This is a genomic window from Rhizobium sp. CF080, assembly GCF_000282095.2.
Taxonomy (GTDB): Bacteria; Pseudomonadota; Alphaproteobacteria; order Rhizobiales; family Rhizobiaceae; genus Neorhizobium.
This window is the reverse complement of record NZ_AKKC02000004.1, coordinates 538,675-560,882: the sequence shown is the minus strand read 5'-3', so window position 1 is coordinate 560,882 and position 22,208 is coordinate 538,675. Positions and strand designations below refer to the sequence as shown.

At 61.1% G+C, this 22,208-nt stretch carries 20 protein-coding genes; 6 read left to right on the top strand and 14 right to left on the bottom strand.

The window, feature by feature from the left end; genetic code table 11:
• Positions 1 to 15 precede the first annotated feature (15 nt).
• The 4 genes from PMI07_RS09655 to PMI07_RS09640 are packed head-to-tail and all read left to right on the top strand — an operon-like array spanning position 16 to position 3,867.
• Positions 16 to 933, top strand: a complete 918-nt coding sequence (locus PMI07_RS09655; protein WP_007761964.1) for a dihydrodipicolinate synthase family protein — start codon at positions 16 to 18, stop codon at positions 931 to 933.
• Between the two features lie 8 nt (positions 934 to 941).
• Positions 942 to 1,958, top strand: a complete 1,017-nt coding sequence (locus PMI07_RS09650) for an ABC transporter ATP-binding protein (protein ID WP_037086508.1) — start codon at positions 942 to 944, stop codon at positions 1,956 to 1,958.
• Entirely contained in the window at positions 1,959 to 2,912 is a 954-nt protein-coding gene (locus PMI07_RS09645) for an oligopeptide/dipeptide ABC transporter ATP-binding protein (protein ID WP_007761954.1), read from the top strand. It begins immediately after the preceding gene.
• A gap of 10 nt (positions 2,913 to 2,922) precedes the next feature.
• Entirely contained in the window at positions 2,923 to 3,867 is a 945-nt protein-coding gene (locus PMI07_RS09640) for a dihydrodipicolinate synthase family protein (RefSeq protein ID WP_037086124.1), read from the top strand.
• Between the two features lie 83 nt (positions 3,868 to 3,950).
• On the opposite strand, the gene PMI07_RS09635 is transcribed toward PMI07_RS09640, so the two are convergent.
• The 9 genes from PMI07_RS09635 to PMI07_RS09595 form a co-directional block, all read right to left on the bottom strand.
• Complete coding sequence (locus tag PMI07_RS09635) at positions 3,951 to 4,886, bottom strand: LysR family transcriptional regulator (protein ID WP_007761943.1); 936 nt, start codon at positions 4,884 to 4,886, stop codon at positions 3,951 to 3,953.
• Positions 4,887 to 5,069: 183 nt separating this feature from the next.
• Complete coding sequence (locus tag PMI07_RS09630; protein ID WP_007761941.1) at positions 5,070 to 6,560, bottom strand: carboxylesterase family protein; 1,491 nt, start codon at positions 6,558 to 6,560, stop codon at positions 5,070 to 5,072.
• A gap of 1 nt (position 6,561) precedes the next feature.
• Positions 6,562 to 7,356, bottom strand: a complete 795-nt coding sequence (locus tag PMI07_RS09625; protein WP_007761939.1) for an ABC transporter permease — start codon at positions 7,354 to 7,356, stop codon at positions 6,562 to 6,564.
• 6 nt (positions 7,357 to 7,362) lie between these two features.
• Positions 7,363 to 8,247 carry an ABC transporter permease gene (locus PMI07_RS09620; RefSeq protein ID WP_007761936.1) on the bottom strand — a complete coding sequence of 295 codons (885 nt, stop codon included), beginning with the start codon at positions 8,245 to 8,247 and terminating at the stop codon, positions 7,363 to 7,365.
• Positions 8,244 to 9,311: an ABC transporter ATP-binding protein gene (locus PMI07_RS09615; RefSeq protein ID WP_007761935.1), complete on the bottom strand. Its 1,068-nt coding sequence runs from the start codon at positions 9,309 to 9,311 to the stop codon at positions 8,244 to 8,246. The genes PMI07_RS09620 and PMI07_RS09615 overlap by 4 nt, the downstream gene beginning before the upstream one ends.
• Before the next feature lie 24 nt (positions 9,312 to 9,335).
• Positions 9,336 to 10,433: an ABC transporter substrate-binding protein gene (locus tag PMI07_RS09610; RefSeq protein WP_007761933.1), complete on the bottom strand. Its 1,098-nt coding sequence runs from the start codon at positions 10,431 to 10,433 to the stop codon at positions 9,336 to 9,338.
• Between the two features lie 109 nt (positions 10,434 to 10,542).
• Positions 10,543 to 11,541, bottom strand: coding sequence for a dipeptidase (locus PMI07_RS09605; protein ID WP_348626241.1), 999 nt, complete (start codon positions 11,539 to 11,541; stop codon positions 10,543 to 10,545).
• A 17-nt stretch (positions 11,542 to 11,558) separates the two neighbouring features.
• A complete protein-coding gene (locus tag PMI07_RS09600) occupies positions 11,559 to 12,197 on the bottom strand; it encodes a 2-hydroxychromene-2-carboxylate isomerase (RefSeq protein WP_024163698.1) in 639 nt (212 codons plus the stop codon).
• Positions 12,190 to 13,665 (bottom strand): NAD(P)/FAD-dependent oxidoreductase, encoded by a 1,476-nt coding sequence (locus PMI07_RS09595; RefSeq protein WP_037086120.1) that lies wholly within the window; start codon positions 13,663 to 13,665, stop codon positions 12,190 to 12,192. The genes PMI07_RS09600 and PMI07_RS09595 overlap by 8 nt, the downstream gene beginning before the upstream one ends.
• 585 nt (positions 13,666 to 14,250) lie before the next feature.
• Between PMI07_RS09595 and PMI07_RS09590 the strand changes: the two genes are divergently transcribed.
• Together PMI07_RS09590 and PMI07_RS09585 are read left to right on the top strand one after the other, a co-directional pair.
• Positions 14,251 to 15,240, top strand: coding sequence for a cytochrome c peroxidase (locus PMI07_RS09590; RefSeq protein ID WP_007754400.1), 990 nt, complete (start codon positions 14,251 to 14,253; stop codon positions 15,238 to 15,240).
• Between the two features lie 133 nt (positions 15,241 to 15,373).
• Positions 15,374 to 17,158, top strand: coding sequence for a methyl-accepting chemotaxis protein (locus tag PMI07_RS09585; RefSeq protein WP_197032482.1), 1,785 nt, complete (start codon positions 15,374 to 15,376; stop codon positions 17,156 to 17,158).
• A gap of 68 nt (positions 17,159 to 17,226) precedes the next feature.
• Here the strand turns inward: PMI07_RS09585 and PMI07_RS09580 are convergent, their stop codons facing one another.
• The 5 genes from PMI07_RS09580 to PMI07_RS09560 form a co-directional block, all read right to left on the bottom strand.
• Positions 17,227 to 18,222, bottom strand: a complete 996-nt coding sequence (locus PMI07_RS09580; RefSeq protein WP_007755666.1) for a Gfo/Idh/MocA family oxidoreductase — start codon at positions 18,220 to 18,222, stop codon at positions 17,227 to 17,229.
• Positions 18,219 to 19,100 carry a sugar phosphate isomerase/epimerase family protein gene (locus tag PMI07_RS09575; RefSeq protein WP_007755669.1) on the bottom strand — a complete coding sequence of 294 codons (882 nt, stop codon included), beginning with the start codon at positions 19,098 to 19,100 and terminating at the stop codon, positions 18,219 to 18,221. The genes PMI07_RS09580 and PMI07_RS09575 overlap by 4 nt, the downstream gene beginning before the upstream one ends.
• 77 nt (positions 19,101 to 19,177) lie before the next feature.
• Complete coding sequence (locus PMI07_RS09570) at positions 19,178 to 20,011, bottom strand: carbohydrate ABC transporter permease (RefSeq protein WP_007755672.1); 834 nt, start codon at positions 20,009 to 20,011, stop codon at positions 19,178 to 19,180.
• Positions 20,008 to 20,931, bottom strand: coding sequence for a sugar ABC transporter permease (locus tag PMI07_RS09565; RefSeq protein WP_007755674.1), 924 nt, complete (start codon positions 20,929 to 20,931; stop codon positions 20,008 to 20,010). Before PMI07_RS09565 ends, PMI07_RS09570 begins: the two co-directional genes overlap by 4 nt.
• A gap of 68 nt (positions 20,932 to 20,999) precedes the next feature.
• Positions 21,000 to 22,199, bottom strand: coding sequence for a sugar ABC transporter substrate-binding protein (locus tag PMI07_RS09560; protein ID WP_024163696.1), 1,200 nt, complete (start codon positions 22,197 to 22,199; stop codon positions 21,000 to 21,002).
• Positions 22,200 to 22,208 lie beyond the last annotated feature (9 nt).

The following is a 22,208-nucleotide window of genomic DNA, read 5'->3' as shown; positions in this document are numbered from 1 at the left end:
CGAAAGAAAGCGAAAATGAGCAAGTTCAAGGGTGTCGTTCCTCCCGTCATTACCCCGCTGAATGCGGATTTCACTGTCGATTATCCGTCCTATACACGGGTTCTGGAAAACCTCATCGAAGCCGGATGCAACGGTCTCTTCGTGCTGGGCTCGACCAGCGAAGTCGTTTTCCACGACGCTAAGACCCGGCGGGAAATCATCGAGCATTCCGCCAGGGTCATCAACGGCCGGGTGCCGTTGATCGTCGGCGTTATCGATGCCACCACCGATCTTGTCATCAACCACGCCAGGATTGCCAAGGCCGCCGGCGCTGACGCGGTTGTTGTTACGGCACCCTATTACACCGTCACCAGTCAATCCGAGATCATCGATCACTTCCGCTATATCCGCGACGCCGTCGATGTGCCGCTGATCGCCTACGACATCCCCGTATGCGTTCATGTCAAACTGCAGCGTCAGACAACCGTCACCCTTGCAAGGGAAGGCACGATCATCGGCGTCAAGGATTCCAGTGGTGACGATGGCAATTTCCGCTACGTGATGCTCGATCTCGCCGACAACAAGGACGTCTTCCTGATGACGGGTTCCGAGATAGTCGTCGACACCGCGCTGCTGATGGGTGCCCATGGCGTTGTGCCCGGCATCGCCAATGTCGATCCGCATGGCTATGTCCGGCTTTGGGATGCCGCCCAGCGCGGCGATTGGGCCGCCGCCCGCAAGGAACAGGAGCGTCTCTGCAGGCTTTTCGAAATCGTCTGGGTGGGCGCCGGGCGTGTCAGCGGCGGAGCCTCCGGCATCGGTGCCTTCAAAGCCGCGATGAAGAGCCTCGGGATCATCGATACCGCGCTCATGCCCCGTCCACGTGCCGCCCTCAACGAAGCCGAAACCGCGAAGATCGACGCGATCCTGCGCGCGACCGGCCTTCTTTCCTGATGGATGCCATGCGACAGACCGCCGACACCATACTCGACGTCAAGGGGCTGAGGACTGTCTTCCGCATCCGCGCCGGCGAAATGACGGCGGTCAATGGCATCGATCTGACAGTCGCGGCCGGCGAGACGCTGGCGCTTGTCGGTGAATCCGGTTCGGGCAAGTCGGTGACCAGCCTTTCGGTCATGCGGCTGCTGACCCGGAAGATCGGCGTGATCGCCGCGGGCAGTATCCAGCTGAAGCGCAAGAACGGCAGTGTCAGCGATCTCGTTTCATTGAGCGAACAGGAGATGCGCTCCATTCGCGGTGACGATATCGGCATGGTCTTTCAGGAGCCAATGTCGAGCCTGAACCCTGTCTACACGATCGGCGACCAGATTTCGGAGCCGATCCGCGTTCATCGCGGGGCGGACCGGAAAGCCGCGATGAACGCGGCCATTACCCTTCTGGAAAGCGTCGGAATTCCGGATGCGAAACGCCGAGCCGGGCAATATCCGCACGAACTCTCCGGCGGCATGCGCCAGCGCGCGACGATCGCCATGGCACTTGCCTGCGATCCGACGCTGCTGATTGCCGACGAACCGACGACGGCGCTCGACGTGACCATCCAGGCGCAAATCCTCGATCTCCTGCAGAAGCTGCAGCGGGAGCGCGGCATGGCCATGCTTTTCGTGACCCATAATCTCGGCGTGGTCGCGGAAATCGCCCATCGGGTCGCGGTCATGTATGCCGGCCGGATCGTCGAGACCGGGCCGGTGGACGAGGTTTTCCGCAACCCGAAACACCCTTATACGATGGGCCTACTCGCTTCGATGCCGAAGCTCGGCGATGCAAGCCGCATGAAGCAGGCCGGCGAGAAGCTTGCCGCGATTCCGGGCGTCGTGCCGAGCCTGATGGATATGCCAGCCGGCTGCGCCTTTTCGCCCCGCTGCAAGTTTGCGATCGAGGACTGTCGCGTGGCGGTGCCGCCGCTTGCCGATGTCAATCCGCGCCACCAGAGCCGCTGCATCCGTTGGCGGGAGATTTAGATGAGCGATCCCCTCCTCTCCGTCCGCGACCTTGCGAAACACTATAAGTCCCGCGGCACGAAACTGACGATCCTGCAGGGAATCTCCTTCGATATCGGCAAGGGCGAGGTTGTCGGACTGGTCGGAGAATCCGGCAGCGGCAAGACGACGATCGGCCGCTCGGTCCTGCGACTCGTCGAGCCTTCGGCGGGCAGCGTCCGTTTCGACGGCACCGAACTGACTACCCTCTCGGCATCCGAGATGCGCCGCGCCCGGCCGCGCATGCAGTATATCTTCCAGGACCCGTTCGCGAGCCTTTCACCGCGCATGACGATCGGGGAAATCCTGACAGAAGGACTGAAGATCCAGGGCCTCGGCACGTCGAAGGAACGACTTGAACGGGCGCGCAAGGCGCTCGAACAGGTCGATCTCCCCGGCGATGCGGTCAATCGTTACGCCCATGAATTTTCCGGCGGTCAACGCCAGCGGATCGGTATCGCCCGCGCTCTGACGCTGGCACCGGAATTCATCGTTGCCGATGAACCGGTTTCGGCGCTCGACGTATCGATCCAGGCTCAGGTCATCAATCTCCTGCGTGACCTGCAGCAGCGTCTCGGCCTGACCATGCTGTTCATCAGTCATGATCTCGCGGTGGTCGAATATATCTGCGACCGGGTGATCGTGCTTTATCTCGGCCGGATCATGGAAATCGCACCGAGCGCCGAACTCTACGCCCGACCGCAGCATCCTTATACGCGGGCGCTGCTCTCGGCGATCCCATCGCCCGATCCGGACGCGCCCCGTAACCGCCAGATCTTGAAAGGCGACATCCCGAGCCCGGCCAATCCGCCGAGCGGCTGCGTTTTCCGCACCCGCTGTCCGAACGCGCTGCCAGCCTGTACCGAGACCGTGCCGGAACTGCGGGAAATGACGCCTGGTCGTTTCAAGGCCTGCATCCGCGATGACCTGGACTGAGGGAGGTAAGATGACGATGCAGACGCGCCGACACCCGATCGCCGGCAATTGGGCGAGCCTGCTGCTGCCGATCGCGGCAGACGACAGCATCGATTTTGCCAAGCTCGGCGAAGAGGTCGACATCCTGATCGCGGCTAACGTCGACGGCATCTATTCGAATGGTACGGCCGGCGAATTCCACAACCAGACGGAAGCGGAATACGACCGTATCCAGGAGACGCTGGCAAGCCGTTGCCGAGCGGCCCATATGCCCTTTGTCATCGGCGCCTGCCAGCCCGATCCGCATATCATGCTGGATCGCCTGCGCCGTGCGGTACCTCTGAAGCCGATGGCCATCCAGGTCATCCTTCCCGACTGGTGGCCCCTGACCAACCCGGAAGCCATGGACTTCCTGCACCGCGCATCGGATGTCGCGGACGGTATCCCGCTCATCCTCTACAATCCACCGCATGCCAAGCGGGTCCTCACGCCCGCCGAGCTCGCCGATGTCTGCGGCCCCTGCCCTTCGGTCGTCGGCATCAAGCTCGCCGACGGGGACGCCCGGTGGTATGCCGATGCGCGTGCGAATCTCGCGGAATTTTCGCTGTTCGTTCCCGGCCATCATCTGGCAACCGGCACAAAACACGGGGTCGCCGCGGGCGCGTTTTCAAACGTCGCCTGCCTCAGCCCCCGGGGAGCGCAAGCCTGGACGGACCTCATGCGCACCGATATCGGCACAGCGCTCGAGATCGAAAGCCGCATCTGTGCCTTCATGGACTATCACATCGTTCCGTTTCGTCGCGATCAGGGATATTCCAACGCGGCACTCGACAAACTGCTCGCGGCGATCGGCGATTGGGGGCCGGTGGGCACGCGGCTGCGATGGCCCTATCGCTTCGTCGATGTCGAACAGGCCACTAGGCTGCGCGCTGTCGCACAGCTTGCACTTCCAGAGCTCATGGAGACATGGCGGTAGGCATGGTTGCTTCCAGATATGCGCTCACCTGGATAGGACTCCAGTTGCAGGTGTCCCTGTGTGGCCTATTCCTTAGGCGAAAGTTAAACCGGCGGTATCCCGTCGAGCTTGCGAAAATGCGGCAAGTCCATTGCCCTGCGCTCGATGGAGGAGATCAGCCGCTCGACAGTCGCAGGCAGCGGTACGCCGGTCGCGGTGATGACGCCCCAGTAGAACGGAATGTGGAAGGCGAGCGGCAGGATGACGACGTCCTTGATCGGGAGGCCCGTGAGGGTCACGGACTCGACGATCGCCACGCCAAGTCCCGATCGGGCCAGCGCGAGCGAGACATAGGTGGCATTGCTATCGATAATGCCACCCGTTTCAATCGACTGCTCCGCCAGCGCCTTGTCGATCCTCATCCTCAGCCGATACGGATTTGCGGAAGCAATCAGGCGGCGGCCCTTCAGGTTTTCCGCGCGAAGCAGATCGAGACCCGCCAAGGGATCGTTTGCGGCGACAACCGCAACGCAAGGCACTTCGCCCACCCAATGCACATCCACTCCCGGGTTATCCAGCGGAAGGCTTGCGATGCCGATATCGGCGGTTCGCGCCACGACCGCCTGCACGACATTTTCAGCCGACGTGCTCTGAAGGTGGACGTGATCCGGAAACTGGTCCGCGGGTAAGTCGCTCAGGGCGAGCGGGACGATGCTCGCGGCGATGGCCGGGATCGAGGCCACCTCGATAGGCGTCGCCCGTGCAGTTGCGATCGCCCGTGCACGTTCACTGATCGTGCGTAGTCCGCTTAAGAACAGCTCCGCCTGCGCAAAGAAGGCGACCCCCTGCTCCGTCGGCGCTATCCGTGGGCCGTTCCGATGCAGGATTGGAAATCCGAGTTCCTGCTCCAGATCCTGGATCAGCCGGGTAACCACCGGCTGCGACTTGCCGAGCGCCTTGGCAGCTCCCGTCATGCTGCCGATCGAGATCACGGCAACGAATGCCTCGAGCTGTTTCGTATCCAGATAGTCAGGGGGCATCCAAAATCCTGCATTCGGCAAGAACATACAGCGTAGCATTCGTCGGAAGCCGACCAGATGGCTCCGTGAAGGGGCTCGGATCGCCCGACAATACCCATAGGTCGATTTGCTTGACGGAAGCTAGAGGCGGATTGAACAAGATCGGCAATCTCCAGGGTGCAGGCTGGGTCTAAGGAAGCCCGACTAGGCAAGCGGCCTTTCCCAAAGCGCCGTTCTGCCGTCGAAGGGATCGATCGGGAGATGGAACATGCCCTTCTCCATATGCAGGATCTGTGGCTTCGCGCCGGAATAGGGAGGCCACCTGCCTGCAGGCGTCTCGGGCGCCGCATCGCGAATGAACGAAACCCAGACCTCGTGAACCGCTGTCGCAAAGGTCCTGTCCTTGACGGACTGACGGGGCGGCAGATGGCTGACATCCATTCCTTGACGATACCAGACCTCCCCGACCTCCGCACCGTGCGGTGCGCCAAGCTCGTCCGGCTCGATGGTACCGTAGAGATATTTATAGACCGGCTGATGCGCGGCATGGAGGCGCGCGAACCGGGTGGTCGGGTTCTGGAACACCAGGTCACCGCCGATGGCCCTCCAGATGCCGCGTGCCGTGTGCTCCGGAAGAACCTCGCGATATCGCCGAACGACCTCGACACCGGTCAGCCCCGCAGGCAGGACGCGCTGATGCAGCAGCTGGGCCGCAAGCTCGAAATTCATTTCCGGCTGCGCTGTCGCATGCGTGACGTATTCGCCCGTCGTGCAGCCGATCATCATCGGGACAGCGGCTGTCTTTCCGCACGCGGCCGCGTCTTCCGGATGCAGCGGAAGCGAGACCCCATCAATGACCGGAACGAAAGGCACGCCCAGCATAGACGCAGAGCCATCCCGCTCGAAGTCATGCTGTTCGTAGGACTCGTTGCAGATGTCGCGTTGTGCAATAAGCAGTTTCTCGAAGGGCACGTTTGAGAGCTCCGCTTCGGTCACCTGTAGATAGTCCAGCATGCGCCTGTTGAGCTTCTGCGCATCGTCCATCGTCGAGACGCCGGTGCTTGCGCCACTCTGCGGCATCGCCCGGGCAAACAATCCGTGCGCCGCGGGCATCGCCATGACAGCCGCGATCGAAAAGCCCCCCGCCGAGCGGCCTGCAAACGTTACCTGTTTCGGATCCCCTCCGAAGGCAGAGATGTTGTCGCGGACCCATTCCAGTGCCGCGATCTGATCGAGAAGACCGCGATTGTCCGGCGAGCCGTCGTTCAGATGCAGAAAGCCGAGTGCCCCGAGCCGATAGTTGACGGTCACCTCGACGAGGCCGCTGGCGGCGAATGCGCCGCTTTGCAACACTGCCTCGTTGGCGGAACCGACCGCGTAACCGCCTCCGTGAATCCAGACCAGGACCGGTGCCGAGCCGGTGACGGACGGCGTGCGGATATTGACCGTCAGGAAGTCGGTGCCGAATTCCAGCGTCGAAGCGGCTGCCTTGCCCACGGGACCATAGGTCGGGATCTGCGGGCACACCGCGCTGAGCGCCTTGGCGGACCGGATACCGGACCAGCGCGGCACGGGCTGCGGCGCGGCGAAACGCCGCTCGGGAGTAATCGGTGCCGCATAGGGAACACCAAGGAAAACAGCGTAGCCGTTTTCTTCAAAACCCTCGACGGTGCCGGCAGTTGTCTCAACGAGCATGTCAGAGCGCCTTGCGTAGGCCGATCAGCTTTTCGACCATCATCACGACCGCGACCGAGATCAGGATCAGGATGACGGAGAGTGCGGCGATCTGCGGATCGGTGGAATATTCGAGATAGTGGTAGATTTCCGTCGGCAGGGTCGAAGCCTTGACCGACACGATGAAAAGCGAGATCGTCGCCTCGTCGAAGGATATGAGGAAGGCAATCACGCCGCCCGCTATCAGGCCGGGCCGCACCAGCGGCAGAGTGATACGCCAGAACACCATGCGTGGCGATGCGCCATGGACGAGGGCTGCTTCCTCGACACGGGTATCCACCGCCATCAGACTCATGGTGATCGTTCTGACGGTATAGGGGATCGTGATACCGAGATGGGCGAGCACGATGCCCGGATAGCTATCCAGCAGGCCGAGTGGCGCGATCACCAGCATGATGCCGACGGCAAGGACGATATGCGGCACCAGGAACGGTGCGAGGATGAGGAAGCCCACCGCCGCCTTGCCACGGAATTGGTAACGCACCAGCGACAACGACAGCAGCATTCCGGCAGAAACCGCGACGAAACCGACAATCGCGCCGATGACAAGGCTCCGCCAGAAGGCCGAGATGAACTTGACGTTCTGGAAGACCTTTACATAGGAGCCGAAGGAGAAGCTCTCCGGCGGGAAGGCGAGATACTGGCGTGTATCGAAGGAGATGATGAAGACAACGATAATCGGCGCCAACAGGAACAGGTAAAGCAGCGCGATCAGCGTATTCCAGGCGATGCGACCGAGGAGTGGATTGCTCTGCATGGCCCCTCACGTCTCCAAGGCGCGCAGGGCGCGCTGGTAAAGCAGGATGATGCTGCTGAACAGGATCAGCAGCATCACCGATAGAGCCGCCGCCAGCGGCCAGTTGAGCGTGACCGTTGCCTCGTTGAAGACTTCGGTGCCGAGCACGAAGACGCGTCCGCCACCCATCAGCCGCGGCGTGACGAAAGAGGAAATCGCCAGCACGAAGACCAGAAGCGCTGCAGTGAGCACGCCGGGGGCGCTGAGCGGCAGGATGATGCGCGTGAAGACCTTCACGCGGTTCGCCCCGAGCATGGCGGCAGCCTCCTCGAGTTGTGGGTTCAGCCGCCCGAAGCCGCTGAGCATCGCAAGGATGGCGTAGGGCATCAGGATTTCGATCAGCGCGACAGTGGCACCGAAGCTGTTGTTGGTGAGCCGGATAACCCCGCCCGTCAGCGAAAGAGACTGGAGCGTGCTGTTTATCACGCCCCGATCTCCGAGGATGACCATCCACCCATAGGTCCTGACGACCGACGACGTCAGCAGCGGTGCGACGGCAAGTGCCGTCAGGACACCGCGAAAGCGGCTTTCCGTGCGCACGAGGAACAGCGCGATGGGATAGGACAGGATCACCGCAAAGATCGCCACGTTGAAGCCGAGCACCAGCGTGTTCCAGGCCACCCGCCAGTAAAACGGATCGAACAGCACCGCCGAATAGGATTGCACCGTCCAGTCTCCACCGCTGAACGCACCCATCGTCGAGGATGCGAAGGAGGCACGGAAAAGCCAGATCAGCGGCAGGAGAAAGGTGATCACCAGGGCGACGAGCCCCGGCAACAGCAGCATCAGCAATACACCGCGCGACGCATTTGCCGATGATGCCCCGGCGGCCGGAAGTGCGGCGGCGCTCATGGTGCCACCTGCCCGACCAGGGTAACGTCTTGCGGGGCGACGGCGAGCGTCACTTCGCTGCCTTTCTCGGGCAATACGCCGGCATGGGTGGGAAGATCGGCCTGTAGCAGCCTGCCCCCGCAGCGAACGTTCAGCGTCAGCATCTGGCCGCGATAGACGATGTGCTCCACGGTTCCGGTGAAGCTGTTCGGCAGGCCGGAACTGCCGGCGAGAACCAGCCTGTGCGGCCGGATCATCAGTTTGACCATTGATCCAACCGGCGCTTCGCCGACGAAGCGCAGCGGCTTCAGCCCTTCGACCACGGCAAGGCCGGGTTCGGCCACCCGGCCTTCGAAGAAGGTTCCGGCTCCGATGAAGGACGCGACGAACTCGGTCTGGGGCCGATCGAAAATCTCGCGCGGCGTGCCGACCTGTTCCAGACGCCCTGCAGACATGACGGCCAGGCGGTCTGCCATGGACAGGGCCTCGTCCTGATCATGGGTAACGAAGATCGCCGTGACGCCCGTGCGCGCCTGGATATCGCGGATCTCATCGCGCATCTCGTCCCGAAGCTTGGCATCGAGATTGGAAAGCGGTTCGTCGAGGAGCAGAAGTTCCGGCTCGATCACCAGCGAGCGGGCAATCGCCGCACGCTGCTGCTGACCACCGGATAGCTGGTTGACCTTGCGGTCGCCAAGTCCGGTGAGCTTCACGAGATCGAGCGCCTTGCGGACACGCTCCTCCCGTTCGGCGCGGCTGACCTTGCGCATTTCAAGGCCAAACGAGACATTCTGGGCGACTGTCATATGGGGAAACAGGGCATAGGCCTGGAAGACCATGCCCAGGTTTCGCTTGTAGACGGCAATCGACGACACATCCCTGCCCTCAAGCCTGATCGCCCCCGATGTCGGGGCGATCAGGCCCGCTATCATGCGCAGGATCGTTGTCTTGCCACAGCCCGAGGGGCCAAGCAGGGCCAGCATCTCGCCGCGCGGCAGCGAGAAGCTGACATGATCCACGGAAGGCTTCTGGGCGCCCGGATAGGTCTTCACGAGATTGTCGATGACGACGTGATGATCAGCCATGGCGGCCAGATTCCTCAAGTTGGATCAGTTGAGCGCGATGACTTCGCGGTTGATGCGCTGGATCCAGGCCGAGTATTTCTCGGCGACGAAATTCCAGTCGAGCGACATCTGCGCAGCCTGCGCCTCCTTCGAGCCGTAGATGCGGGCAGCCACGGCGTCCGGCAGGTTCACCTTGGTGTTGACCGGACCATAGAAGCTCTTCTCGGCGAACGCCGCCTGCGCTTCGGTGCCGAGCGCATAGTTGATGAAGAGCTGGGCCGCCGCGGCGTTTTTGGAGTTTTCGACGAGGCCGATCGTGTTGGTCTGACCGATCGAGCCTTCCTTCGGGGCGGCGATGCCGATCTTGCCGCCCTGAGTGTCGTGCAGGTACTGCGCACGGCCGTTCCAGCAAATCGAAAGATCGACTTCGCCACTCTGGATCACCGCATAGCAGTCCGGAGCCGGCTCCCAGGTCGAGACGTTCGGCGCGATCTTCTTCAGGAGGCCGAGCGCGGGGTCGATGCTCTGCTTGTAGTCGGCACCCGCCAGCTTGTCGAGAATCGGCAGCAGGATGACACCGCGGGTGTCGCCAAGCTTTGCGGCGATCTTGCCCTTGTATTTGGGGTCGGCCAGGTCGTTCCAGCTGGTCGGCGGCTGCTTGACGGTATCCGTATTGTAGAGGATTGCCAGGTTATCCTGCGAAAAGGCGATGGCCTTATCACCGTCGAGACGGGCCCAGGCGGGCATCTCGTCGAGTACTTTGACTTTGGCGGGGTCGAGCTTGGCGAAAATGCCATCCTTGCTGGCCTTGATGGCGACAGCAACGTCGATCAGCGCGATGTCGATCTTGGGATCGGCGCGCTGCAGGGTCAACAGCGCCAGGGTCTCCGCGGAGTTCTTGCTCTGCTGATAGGTTACCTCGATGCCAGGATGTTTGGCCTTGAACGGTTCGATGATGAACTTCTGGTAGTTGTCGGCGAACACGCCGGAAAAGCCGACGATGTTGACCGTACCTTTGGTGGAGGCATCCTGCGCCTGAGCCACGCCCAGAAGCGCCAGCAGCCCGGCGACAGTCGCGCCAGCACGGAGCAAGCCCCGCGAAACCGCGTTCCGTGAATTCCCATTCTCCATGCTTGTCGTCATGTCCGTCTCTCCAGTTTTAGCCGAGGCTTGCCGTCTATCGGTTTGCAATTCATCGAGCGCGCCAACGCGAACCGCTATCCGGCGCGTTGCAGTTTTCTTCCGGTTCCATTTATGCGGTTGGCGTCCAGGCCTTGCCGAGGACACGCAGCCAGTTCTTTCCGAGCAGCTTCAGCACCAGGTCCTCGCTCCAGCCGCGGGCCAGCATGCGGGTCGTCAGGTTCGGCAACTCGGTCATGCGCTGTATGCCCTTCGGTTTGGAAATCTTGACCGAGCCGAACTCGGTGAGCGTGCGGGCGGTGCCCTTGTCCTTGTTGGCCCAGAGCAGCCAGGGTCCCGGACGTGGGCGATCGAGCGAGAAATCGGTGCCGATGCCGACATGGTCTTCGCCGACCAGGTCGATGATATAGGCCATGGCATCGAGGTAGTCCTCGACGGTGGCATCATTGCCGGCGGCAAGGCCGGGTGCGAACAGGCTGACACCGATAAGGCCACCCTTTTGCGCGCAGGCAACGAAGAGCTCGTCGGGCTTGTTGCGCTTCACGTCCTTCAGCGCCCTTGGCAGGATGTGGGAAATGCAGACCGGGCTCTTCGACTGCGCGATGACGTCTGCGGTCGTCTTGTCGCCCACGTGGCTGAGGTCGCAGAGCACGCCGACGCGGTTCATCTCTGCCAGAACTTCCTTGCCGAAACCGGTGAGGCCGCTGTCGACCTCCTCCAGATAACCGGCACCCGAGTAGTTCTGGGTATTGTAGGTGAGCTGCATGATCCCGACGCCGAGATCCTTGAAGATCTCCACATAGTCGAGCTTGTCCTCGAGCGGCGACGTGTTCTGCCAGCCGATGATGATGCCGGTCTTGTTCTCCGCCTTGGCAGCATGGATATCGGCGACGGTGCGAACCGGGCGGAGAATGTCGTCGTTCTCGCGCAGGAAGCGCTTCCATTCGGAAACGTAGCCGATGCCCTCGCGGAAATTCTCCCAGAGCAGCGATGAGACATTGACCGCGGTCAGGCCCCCGGCACGCATTTCCTCGAAGATCGACCGGCTCCACTGGCAGGTCTGCAAGCCATCGACGATGATGGCATCTTCGTGCAATTTCTGGGCGCTCAGTTTTTCGGTGTCGGGCATCACGCAGATTCCTTCGGTGCTTCAGTCGTTTTTCGGCTGGCTTTCAGTGCCCGGTCGACGAAATCGAGGCGGTCCTGGCCCCAGAACAGTTCCGTGCCGACGACATAGGTCGGCGTCCCAAAAATGCCGAGCCGCTCGGCCGCGGCAAGGTTTCCCTGCCACTCATCGACGATCGCTTGCGGCTGCGGATCGACCACCAATGCGGCAGCTTCTTCGCCGGCCGTGGCACGGGCGATGGCGCGCAAGGTGTCGGTGTCGGCGATGTCACGCTCTTCGGCCCACAGGGCGCGCTGGACGCCGAAGGAAAACGAGATGGCGTCGAGCCCGGCGTTCTGGAGTGCGATCACCGCCTGTGCAGCCGGTTCGATTGTGCGGCAGGGATAAAATTTCGGTTTAAGATTCAGCGGGATACCGAGATATTCCCGCCAGCGGCGCAACTCGACCTCATGATAGAGCTGACGTGCGTCCGGCCGCTGGCGCAGCGGTATGCCGCCATTGGCCTCGATGATGCGGATCGGGCGCAGACGCACATGGGCACCGTTGCCGCTGGCGACGGCGATCGCCTTCCGTGCCCCGAAATATGCCCAGGGGGATGAGATGCCGTAGAAAATCTGCAGCTCCGGAACTTGTTCATCCATTGGCGCGGCTCATTTCCTCATGGAGGTCTGCATCTGTCCATTCGTCGCCAAGAAGCTCCGGCGTATCGAACCCGAGAAAGCGACCGAGATGATAGGCTCGGTCTTCGACAAACAGCGAGCGGGCAAGTCCAGTCGCAAGGCGCGTTGCCCCCTCGCTGATGGAAGGAATGCCGCTCGTGATCTTGCCGTGTGACGGGACTGCCGGATAGGCGAAGCAGGAGATCCGGGAGACCGCGTCGGCCGTCGCGGTGTCGAGATCGGGTTTGGGCCGGAACTCAAAAGCCGGGCCGAGATAGGGTGTTGCGCCGATGCCGGCATGTTCCCAGCCGGCGGGCGGGGTGTAGACGTCCTGCCAGAGCAGGATCCTGTCTCGTAGCGCCGCAAATTCCGGACGCTTGCCGAAATCGACCGAAAAGCCGGTGGCAAAAATCACCAGGTCGGCGGCATAGCGGCCCTTCGGCGTCACCACGTCGATACCGTCGCCTGTCTCGACGAGATCGTCCACCGGGCTTGCGACGTGAAAGAAGGCGTTCGGGTGCCGCGAGACGCGCAGCACGCTGTGACGCGGTGGCGGAATCTGCGCCCGCTCGCCGGCTACCATATAGGTCCATTTGTCCGCATCGGGCAGGCCGAGATAGCCATGTGTCATTCCCTGGCTGCCGACACCGGTGAACTTGTCGATGCGCGGGATATCCGGCCGGCGGACGAAGATATCGACACGCGCCGCACCGGCTTCGAGGGCCGCGGCCGCATTGTCCATGGCCGAGGCACCGGCCCCCACGATCGCAACGCGCTTGCCCCTCAGCGAGGTCATGTCGATGAGGTCGGCCCCGTGCTTCACGAAGCACGGGGAGACCCGGGTAGCGACCTCCGGCTGGGTGGGTGCGCCCAATCCATCGAGACCGGTCGCCAGCACCACGCGGCGGGCAAACACTTTCTGCATCTGCCCGCCGGTTTCCAACTGCAGCGCCAGAAGTCCATCCTCGCGAAATTCAAGGCCCGAAAACACCGTCTCGTTGGCCACATCAAGACCGAGCACCCGACGATACCAAACAAGATATTCCATCCACATCGGACGCGGGATGAGCCCCATGTCGAGATAGGCCTGAGCGCCATATTGCGCCTCGAACCAGGCCCGGAACGTCAGCGACGGAATGCCGAGTGCGGGACCGACGGCATCCTTGCGCGTCCGCAGGGTCTCCATGCGCGCATAGGTCATCCAGGGTCCTTCGAACCCTTGAGGGCTACGGTCGTAGGCCCGCACATTCGATATCCCGACCTTTTTCAGCGCCGCCAGAGCGACCAACCCGCACAAACCCGCTCCAATCACGGCAACATCGAGAACTGGCGAGCTGTTGACGTCCCGGGACGGCATCCAGGCCTTCGGCGGCTGATTCAACCACAGCAAATCCAGGGCGAGACGCGCTTCAAGCGCCTCAAGATCTGCTGGTCGATTTCGATCCTGCATTCCCGTACCCCAAGCTGATTATGTGAAAATAACATAAAAACGCGTCTAAGATGCTTTTTTTGAAAAATTACCTGAACTGTCGGAGATTGCAAGAACGCCATGATCACGTGCCGCTCACGCAGTAGATTCCATTTTCAAGAATCCGGCGAACTGAGCATCTCCTCTATTGGGTCTTGGAAAGGGCGCCGGCCGAAATGCCGGTTGCGATAGGCGTGGGAGCAGGGCCGAAGCTAGTGGTAGAGCACTGCACGGCACCAATGTCGTCCCAGCACATCGGTTGTATATCCACAATCGCATCGCCATCCGGAAGGTGAAGGCAAGGTCCACTAAAATTGGGCGCGGGCGATGCAATCGAATTGAAATATATCAATTCTGTTCAATTGGATAAGGCGATCATCCCGAGGTGAATTCCGGCCCGGTCCGCTTTTTTTCATTTGTCAATTTTTCAATAAAAAGTTGAGTTAGAAATCCGTTATGCAGAAATTTACCCTTTCTGGTTACTTTCATCTCAGACGACAACCAGATGGCTCCAGCCCAAGCCAATCCGGTCTTCGAGCGCTAAATTCATTTTCTGGATAATCAATCATGCGCCGTTCGGTTCTCTGCATAACCCTGTTCTCGGTCGTGTCTCTGCAAGGCGCGGCCGCTGGTAATCTCGCTGATTTCAAGCGGCCTCTCGCAATTCCGTTTGACAAGGTCGCACCATATTCGTTGCAGTTGGCGACCCTGGGAAAGATGTTGTTTTTCGATCCGCGGCTGTCGGGCGCAAAAAACATGAACTGCGCCAGCTGTCACAATCCGTCCTTTGGGTTCGAAGTGCCGGTCAAGACGCCGGTTGGTGCAGCCAACACACCTCTGGCCCGCCAGTCGCCGACCATTCTGAACTTGGCCTGGACAACCCCTTTGTTCTGGGATGGCCGTGCCCCGACGCTGGAGGCTCAAGCCGCAGGACCAATCACGGCGGCGGCGGAGATGAACGGCAAGCTTGATCAGATTGTCGCCGATTTGAGAAATATTCCCGACTACAACAGTTGGTTCAAACAAATATTCCCGGACAAGGGCGCCACCAGCGAGACGATGTTGACGGCGATCGCAACGTATGAACGCACCGTTGTTTCCGCGTGGTCGCCGTTCGACCGCTGGGTGGACGGCGACGAAACCGCGGTGTCAGACAGCGCCAAGCGGGGTTTTGAACTGTTTACCGGCAAAGCCAATTGCTCCGTTTGCCACACCGGTTGGAATTTCACCGACAACAAGTTTCACAATACGGGGCTGCCCACAAACGACATAGGGCGCGCCAAACTGGAACCGAACAATCCCAAAGCCTTGTATGCTTTCAAGACGCCCAGCCTGCGCAACACTCTCTATCGGGGCCCTTACATGCATAACGGCAGTCTGACGACCATGGAGGACGTGATTGCTCACTATGAGAGCGGCGGCGTCGAAAGCCCGTCACGCTCGGATGATATTTCTCCATTTTTCATCACCGATCGCGAACGGGAAGATTTGATCGCTTTCCTGAAGACCCTGACTCCTGAGCAGCAGGATTTGCTCCTGCCGACATTACCAAACTGAGTAGCACGCCATGGCCCTTTCAGTCCGTTTCCAAATCCTTCTCCCTCTCATTCTCTCCATTCTCGCGGGTCTGGGTGCTGCCGCTCTCGTTGGATCGCAGGCGATTGACGGACAGGCACATGTTGAGCGAGTCGTGCAAGACGCTATTTCCGCCAAGACGCTGGCTGCGAGGACCGGGGCACAATTCGAGAATGTGTCGGTCGTCGTCGCAAATCTCCTGGCGATGACCACGTTTGTTTCGGCCGATGAGGTCAATAAACGGTTTGACACGACCAACGGCGCTCTTGAGGCTACGCTTGCCGAGTTTAGCCGTAACTCGCTGTCGCCTGCCGTATCGGCGGATGTCATGAAACTTACTGATCTGCATGCTGCGTGGCGCCGTAATGTGCGCATCATGCTTGGACTCGATCCGGCAAAAGCAATTCCGACCGCCGAACAGCTTACGCGCTCACGGGCGGCCATCCTGACGAAGATCCTCGACATCAACACGCTCGTGGACAAGACGGCATCTGATAGCGTTGCTTCCGCCGGGGATGCGCTCGAGACCGAGATCCGCAAAGAACTGACGACCGCCGCCGCTCTCGCGGTACTGGGCGTCATCCTTCTGCTGTTTGTCGCCCAGCGGATTGCCGGTCCGATCCTGCGGATCACCGCGTCGATGAAGCTGCTTGCTGGCGGCAATATCGAGGTCGTCGTGCCCAAGCGTCGAGGTGCCAAGGAAATTCGCGCCATGATCGATGCCCTGGCCGTGTTCCGTGAAAATGCGCGCATGCGTGATACATTGGAGCAGGAAGCTCGAGCCCAGACGGCCAATCTCGCCGATGTCTCCGCGGAGGCCCGGCTGCTGCAGAGCCAGGTGCGTGGCGTTGTCCACAAGGCCGCCGAGGGCGATTTCTCCGGCCGCGTCAGCGGACCGTTCGACCGTCCCGAACATCACGAGCTTGCTCAGAGCCTCAATACACTGATATCGAGCTTCGAAGGCGGGCTCAATGAAACCAGCCGCGTTCTGGATGCACTTGCCAATGCCGATCTGACGATCCGGTTTGAAGGCATCCACAAAGGCGCATTTGCCGAGTTGCAGAACAATGCGAACGCAGTGACGAGCCGCCTCTCAGACGTCGTGTCGCGGCTGGCTGATGCTTGCGCCTCCGTTTCCTCATCCAGCGACGAAATTCTGCGCGGGACGACTGAATTGAATGCCCGATCTACGCGTCAGTCGTCGATGCTTCAGGACACGACTGTGACAACAAACGCCGTTGCCGAAACTGTCGGCCAGAACTCCAAGCGGGCGGGTGAGGCCACCAGCGTGATTTCGGACACCAGCCACATGGCCGAGAACGGCAGCCAGGTCATGAGCGGCGCCGAAAGCGCCATGGCGCAGATCACGGTCTCCTCCGGCAAGATTTCCGAGATCATCGGCGTCATCGAGGATATCGCATTTCAAACAAATCTGCTGGCGCTCAATGCAGGGGTCGAAGCGGCGCGTGCAGGCGAAAGTGGCAAAGGATTCGCGGTCGTCGCAACCGAAGTGCGCTCTCTCGCCCAGTCGACGGCCAATGCTTCCAACGAAGTAAAAGCACTCATTCAGAAAAGCCAGGCCGAGGTGAAGGCAGGTGCCGAACTGGTTCGCCAGGCGAGCGAGCAATTTTCCCAGATCGTGTCGTCCATCGCATTTGTCTCTTCGCTTTCCAGCGGGATCACGACCGAGAGCAACAATCAAAGCACCAACCTTCGGCAACTGTCGAGCGCCATGAAAGCTCTCGACGAACTCAATGCCCATAACAACCGGCTTGTTGGTGATCTTTCAGCCTCCACCGAGAGGACAAGCCGGGAAATGGAGGCACTGGCCGAGATCGTCAATCTGTTCCGCATCGACAAGCGGGTACAATCCCGCGCGAGATCGGACCGGGCTGCTTGAGACGTTTCTTACAGGCGGCGCCATGAGGCACCGCACTGTCGAACCCGGGCGAGCGAGCCCAAGTCAGGTCAAAGTGCCAGTTCACGCCGCATCGTTTCCAGTCGTTCCATGGCGATGACGCCTTCGGCGATCGTCGGAGCGGACGTCGAAGCTCCTCCCAGGGCCGGGACGACGTCGGCCAGCAAGGCGTGATATCCTTTCGGGTCCTCGTTGGCGGCGGCCGTGAAATTCGGCTTCCAGGTCAGCGTGTCGCAATCCTCCTTCAGCGTCGCGCCGAGGTCGCCGATCTTGAAGGGCGGGTTGCGATGCCAGCGGATCTCGATCACGTCATCCACCTCGATGCGCTGATGATCGCCCATCAGCTCGATCCGCTCGACCGGCGTACCCCGCGACTGAACCGTCCCCATGGCGATATTGCCGATGGCACCGCATTCGAATTCGAAAGCCACATGGAAAAGCAGGCGCCCCGGCGTCTTTTCGACCTTGCGGGTGGAGATCGAACGAACCGGTGAAACCAGGAAGGACACGAGGTCCATGTAGTGGACGCAATGGTGCAGGAAGAACCCGGTGTAGTCGACATTGCCGACGAAATAGCCCGGGGCCGTCATGTAGTAGCCGGTCAGGCCCAGCACGTCTCCGAAGCGTCCGGATTTCACGATATTCGCCGCCATGCGATTGCCGATCGAATATCGCTTCATGAACCCGACGAGCAGCGGCTTCTTCGCCTTCTCCGAAGCGGCCAGCAGCTCCCGCGCACCCGCGGCAGAACCGGACGGCGGCTTTTCCATAAAGACCGGCAGGCCCCGTTCGAGCGCCGCCTTGCCGAAGGCGAGGTGCTGATCCGGCCCGACGGCCATTCCAACCGCATCGATCCCGGAGGTCGATAGCAGAGTCTGCGCATCCGTCGTCAGATTGGTGACGCCGAATTGCCGGCCGGCGTCCTTCAGGCGTTTGCCGTCGATATCGCACATAACCACGAGCTCAACATCATGGCGCACGAGCTGCGGGAGCAGCATCTGGGTTGCGTGAATACCGCAACCGATCCAACCGATTTTCAAAGTCATCGACGATATTCCGTAAGCAGGAGGTGGGATTTCATGAATGCGCTGGCGGCTGCGAGGCGATTACTTTCGTCCTCGTGCGGCGGACGCCACTGGGCGAATGGCACGCCAAAACGGTCGTCGTTGCGCCGGAACGGCTCGAGCGATACCGGCCCCTTGTAGCCGACCTCGTGAAGTGCGCGGCAGACTTCGACCCAGTTGGTCATTCCCGTTCCCGGGAAGCCGCGGTGGTTCTCGTTGGCCTGGAAATGCACGAGACGGTCACCGGCAAGCAGGATCGCCTCGGCGATGGAGCTTTCTTCCATGTGCATGTGGAACGTATCGAGCATCAGCTTGACAGCCGGGTTATCGACCGCGTCCAGCAGTTCCATCGCCTGCTGGGTGGTGCAAAGCACATCGCTTTCGAAGCGGTTCAGCGGTTCGACGGCCAGCAGTACGCCTGCCTTGCCCGCATAGTCGCCAGCTTCCTTCAAGCCCCTGACGCAGCGATCCTTGCGGGCCACACGCTCGGTCTCTTCCACCGGCTGCGGCGGGCGGCCGGCGAAAACCAGCGGATTTCCGGTCAGCGGACCGCCGACGATCGTCGCACCCAGACCGGCCGCGCAATCGACCGTGTATTTCAGGTATTCGATACCGGCGCGATGAGCCTCGGCATCTGCCGATGCGAGATTGCGCTGCAGGTTGACGCGGGCGGCGAGCACCACGCCGAGGCCGGCATCATCGAGCGCCTTTTTCGTTTCCCTGATGTCGAGTTCGCCGATTTCGGGAACCAGAAGCTCCACGAAATCAAAACCGTGCTCACGCATCTTCTCAAACAGCGGGAAATGCTCGGCCGTAAAAGGCCTCGCATATTGCATGGAAATCAACCCGATGGGGTTCATTGTCATTTCCTTTTTTACATTCCGGTCCGTCATCCCGACCCTTTGCTTCGGCTCAGGGCGTTCGTCATTGGTTACCTTCACCCTTTCACCGCGCCCTGGGTCAGGCCGCCGATGAGACGGCGCTGAACGAGAAGGAAAAGGATGGTCGCAGGCATGGCGCCGACCACGGCGCCGGCTGCCAGCAGGCCCCATTCGATCTGGTATTCGCCGATCAGCGTCTGGATCGCGACCGTGACCGGCCGCACGTTTCGCCCGCCGAGCGTCAGCGCGTAGAGATATTCGTTCCAGGCGGTGATGAAGATGTAGATGCCGGTGGAGATGATGCCAGGCATGGTCAGCGGCAGGACTATCTTGCGCAGCGCCGTCAGCCGCGAGCATCCGTCCGTCATGGCTGCTTCGTCGAGGCTCTTCGGGATGGCACCGATATAGCTGGTCAGCATCCACACCGCGAACGGGATCGCCACCGTCGCGTTGGCAAGGATCAAGCCGAAATGGGTGTCGAGGATGTTGAAGCGGCGCATCAACACAAAGAGCGGCAGGATGAGAAGCACGATCGGGAACATGTTGATCAGCAGGAACTGCAGCATCAGCAGCTTGCGGCCCGGAAAGCGGAACCGCGAGAAGGCGTAAGCGGCTGTAACCGACACGATCAGGCCGACGACCACCGTGCCGCACGCGATGATCAGGCTGTCGAGCATGTTCTTGAGGAAGGACGTCTGCTCGACGAGCCGCACATAGTTGTCGAGGCTCCAGCCCCGGGGCGACAGCGATACCCCGGTGGCAGAAAGCGCGGCGGTCGGCGTCAGCGACGTCAGGATCATCCAGGCGAACGGCGCCATGGCGAAGAGGACGATCGCGAGGACGGGCAGGTCCGTGGTGAGGATCCGGCGAAGCGTGCTCTGCTGTCTCATCGTTCCACCTCGCGCATGGTGCGGGCGAGGTAGAGAGCCACGAAAGCACCCAGAAGAATGGTGAAGGTGACGGCGATCGACGTGCCGTATCCGAAATCGAGATTCTGGCGCGCCTTGACGAAGGCATAGAGCGGCAGCGTATGCGTCGCATAGCCCGGACCGCCGCCGGTCATGACGAAGATGACGTCCATGGAGTTGGCGACCCAGATCACCCGGAGCAGCCCGGCCGTTGCCAGCACCGGCGCGATACCCGGCAGCGTGATATGCACGAACTGCCGCCAGGTCGATGCTCCATCGATCGAGGCTGCCTCATACTGGCTGCGTGGAATGCCCTGCAGGCCGGCAAGGATCATCACCGCGAAGAAGGGAAAACCCTGCCAGGTCAGCGTCGCGATGATCGCGTAGATCGCGACATTCGGATCGGCGAGCCACGGCACCGCCGACTGGACGATCGAAAGGTAGATGAGGATGTCGTTGAGTACGCCCGTATTCGGATCATAGATCCAGCGCCACATCAGTGCGATCACAACGCTCGGCAATGCCCAGGGAATGATGATGAGGGCACGCGCAAGACCGCGCCAGGGAAATTCACGGTTGAGAAGCATGGCTGCCACGAGCCCCAGCCCCATCTGCAGCGGCACGGTCAGGCCGATCCAGATGATCGTATTCCAGAGCGCCGTCCAGAAAACCGGATCGTTGAACAGCTTCACGTAGTTTCCGAAACCGACAAACTTGCTGGCGTTCGGCCGGAACAGGATGAGATCGTAGAAGCTCGTGAAGACCGCCTGCACCATCGGCATGAAGACGATGACGACGGTGACCACGACGGCGGGAGCAAGCAGCAGGTAGGGCAGCAGCCGCTCGGAACGCCAGATCGATGTGGCACTGCGTTGCACGGGAGAAGAGATCGATAGGGACATGCTTATCCTGCCTGCGGATCAAGGCGGAGAAGGAGGTCCCGACACATTGTGCCGGGACCGGAGCGACCTTACTGAGCGAACAGCGTCTGCAGCTGTTCCATCATTTTCTTCGGCGTAATCTGGCCAGTCAGCGCCTGCTGCATGTTCGTCTGCCAGGCCGTGTTGACGAATTCCGAGACCGCCGAGGTCTGCGGCAGCACCTTGGCGAACGGCAGGGACTGGACGGTCGCCTCCACGAAACGGCGCTCATGGAGCTTCCAGTCGGCGGAACCGCTCTTCGTGACCGTCAGCTGACCAGTCGCGCTGTTGAAGGCGACGTTGTTCTGGCCTTCGGCCAGGAAGGAAATCCACTTCCAGGCCGCATCCTTCACCGAGGACGAAGAGAAGATCGCGAGAGACTCGTCGCCGTAGGAAGTCCACTGGCCGCTGCCGCATTTCGGAACCGGCACGGCGGAGACCTTGTCGCCGAGCGCGGCGACGAGATCCTTGGACGAACCGATATGGTGGATGGTCATCGCCGTCTTGCCGGACTTGAAGGCAGCGACGATTTCCTGGAAACCGTCATTCGGCGCAGATGGCGGAATGACCTTGTCCTTCTGGAAGAGATCGACCAGCCACTGATTGGCGGCAATCGCCTCCGGCTTGGTCAGGCCACCGGGCTTCAGTTCGGCGCCCTGCGACAGTACGAAGGCACCCCACTGGTCCCAGCCGCCCTTGCCGCCGCGCAGGCCGAAACCATAGGTCTGCGGCGCATTGGTGAGCTTGACGGCGGCGTTGCGGAACTCCTCGCAGGTCTTCGGCGGCTGCAGGCCGGCTGCCTGGAAGAGATCGGTACGGTAGTAGAGATAAAGGACGACGTACTGGATCGGCAGATAGTACTGCTTGCCATCAGGCCCCTTGTTCAACTCGAGCAGATTGTCCAGGAGGTCGGCCTTGCCCTTCCAGCTGTCGATCTGCCTGCCGATCGGCTCCAGCGCGCCCATTTCGGCAAGCCGCGGCTGGGCGAAAAGCTTCACCATCGCCGCGTCGGGCGCATTGCCGCCGACCAGCGCGGTGTAGAGATTGTCGTAGTAGCTGTTCCACGGCACGTTCTCGGCTTCGACCTTGATGCCGGGATTGGCTGCCTCGAATTTCTTGACCAGGTCCGACATCGGGTTCGCCGGATTGTCGAAATGGTACCAGAAACGGACGGTTTCCGCCTTTGCCTGGCTGAAAGCGGCCGACGCCGCAAGAGCGGCGCCGAGCGCCAGTGTCTTCAGAAATTTCATAGTCTCCTC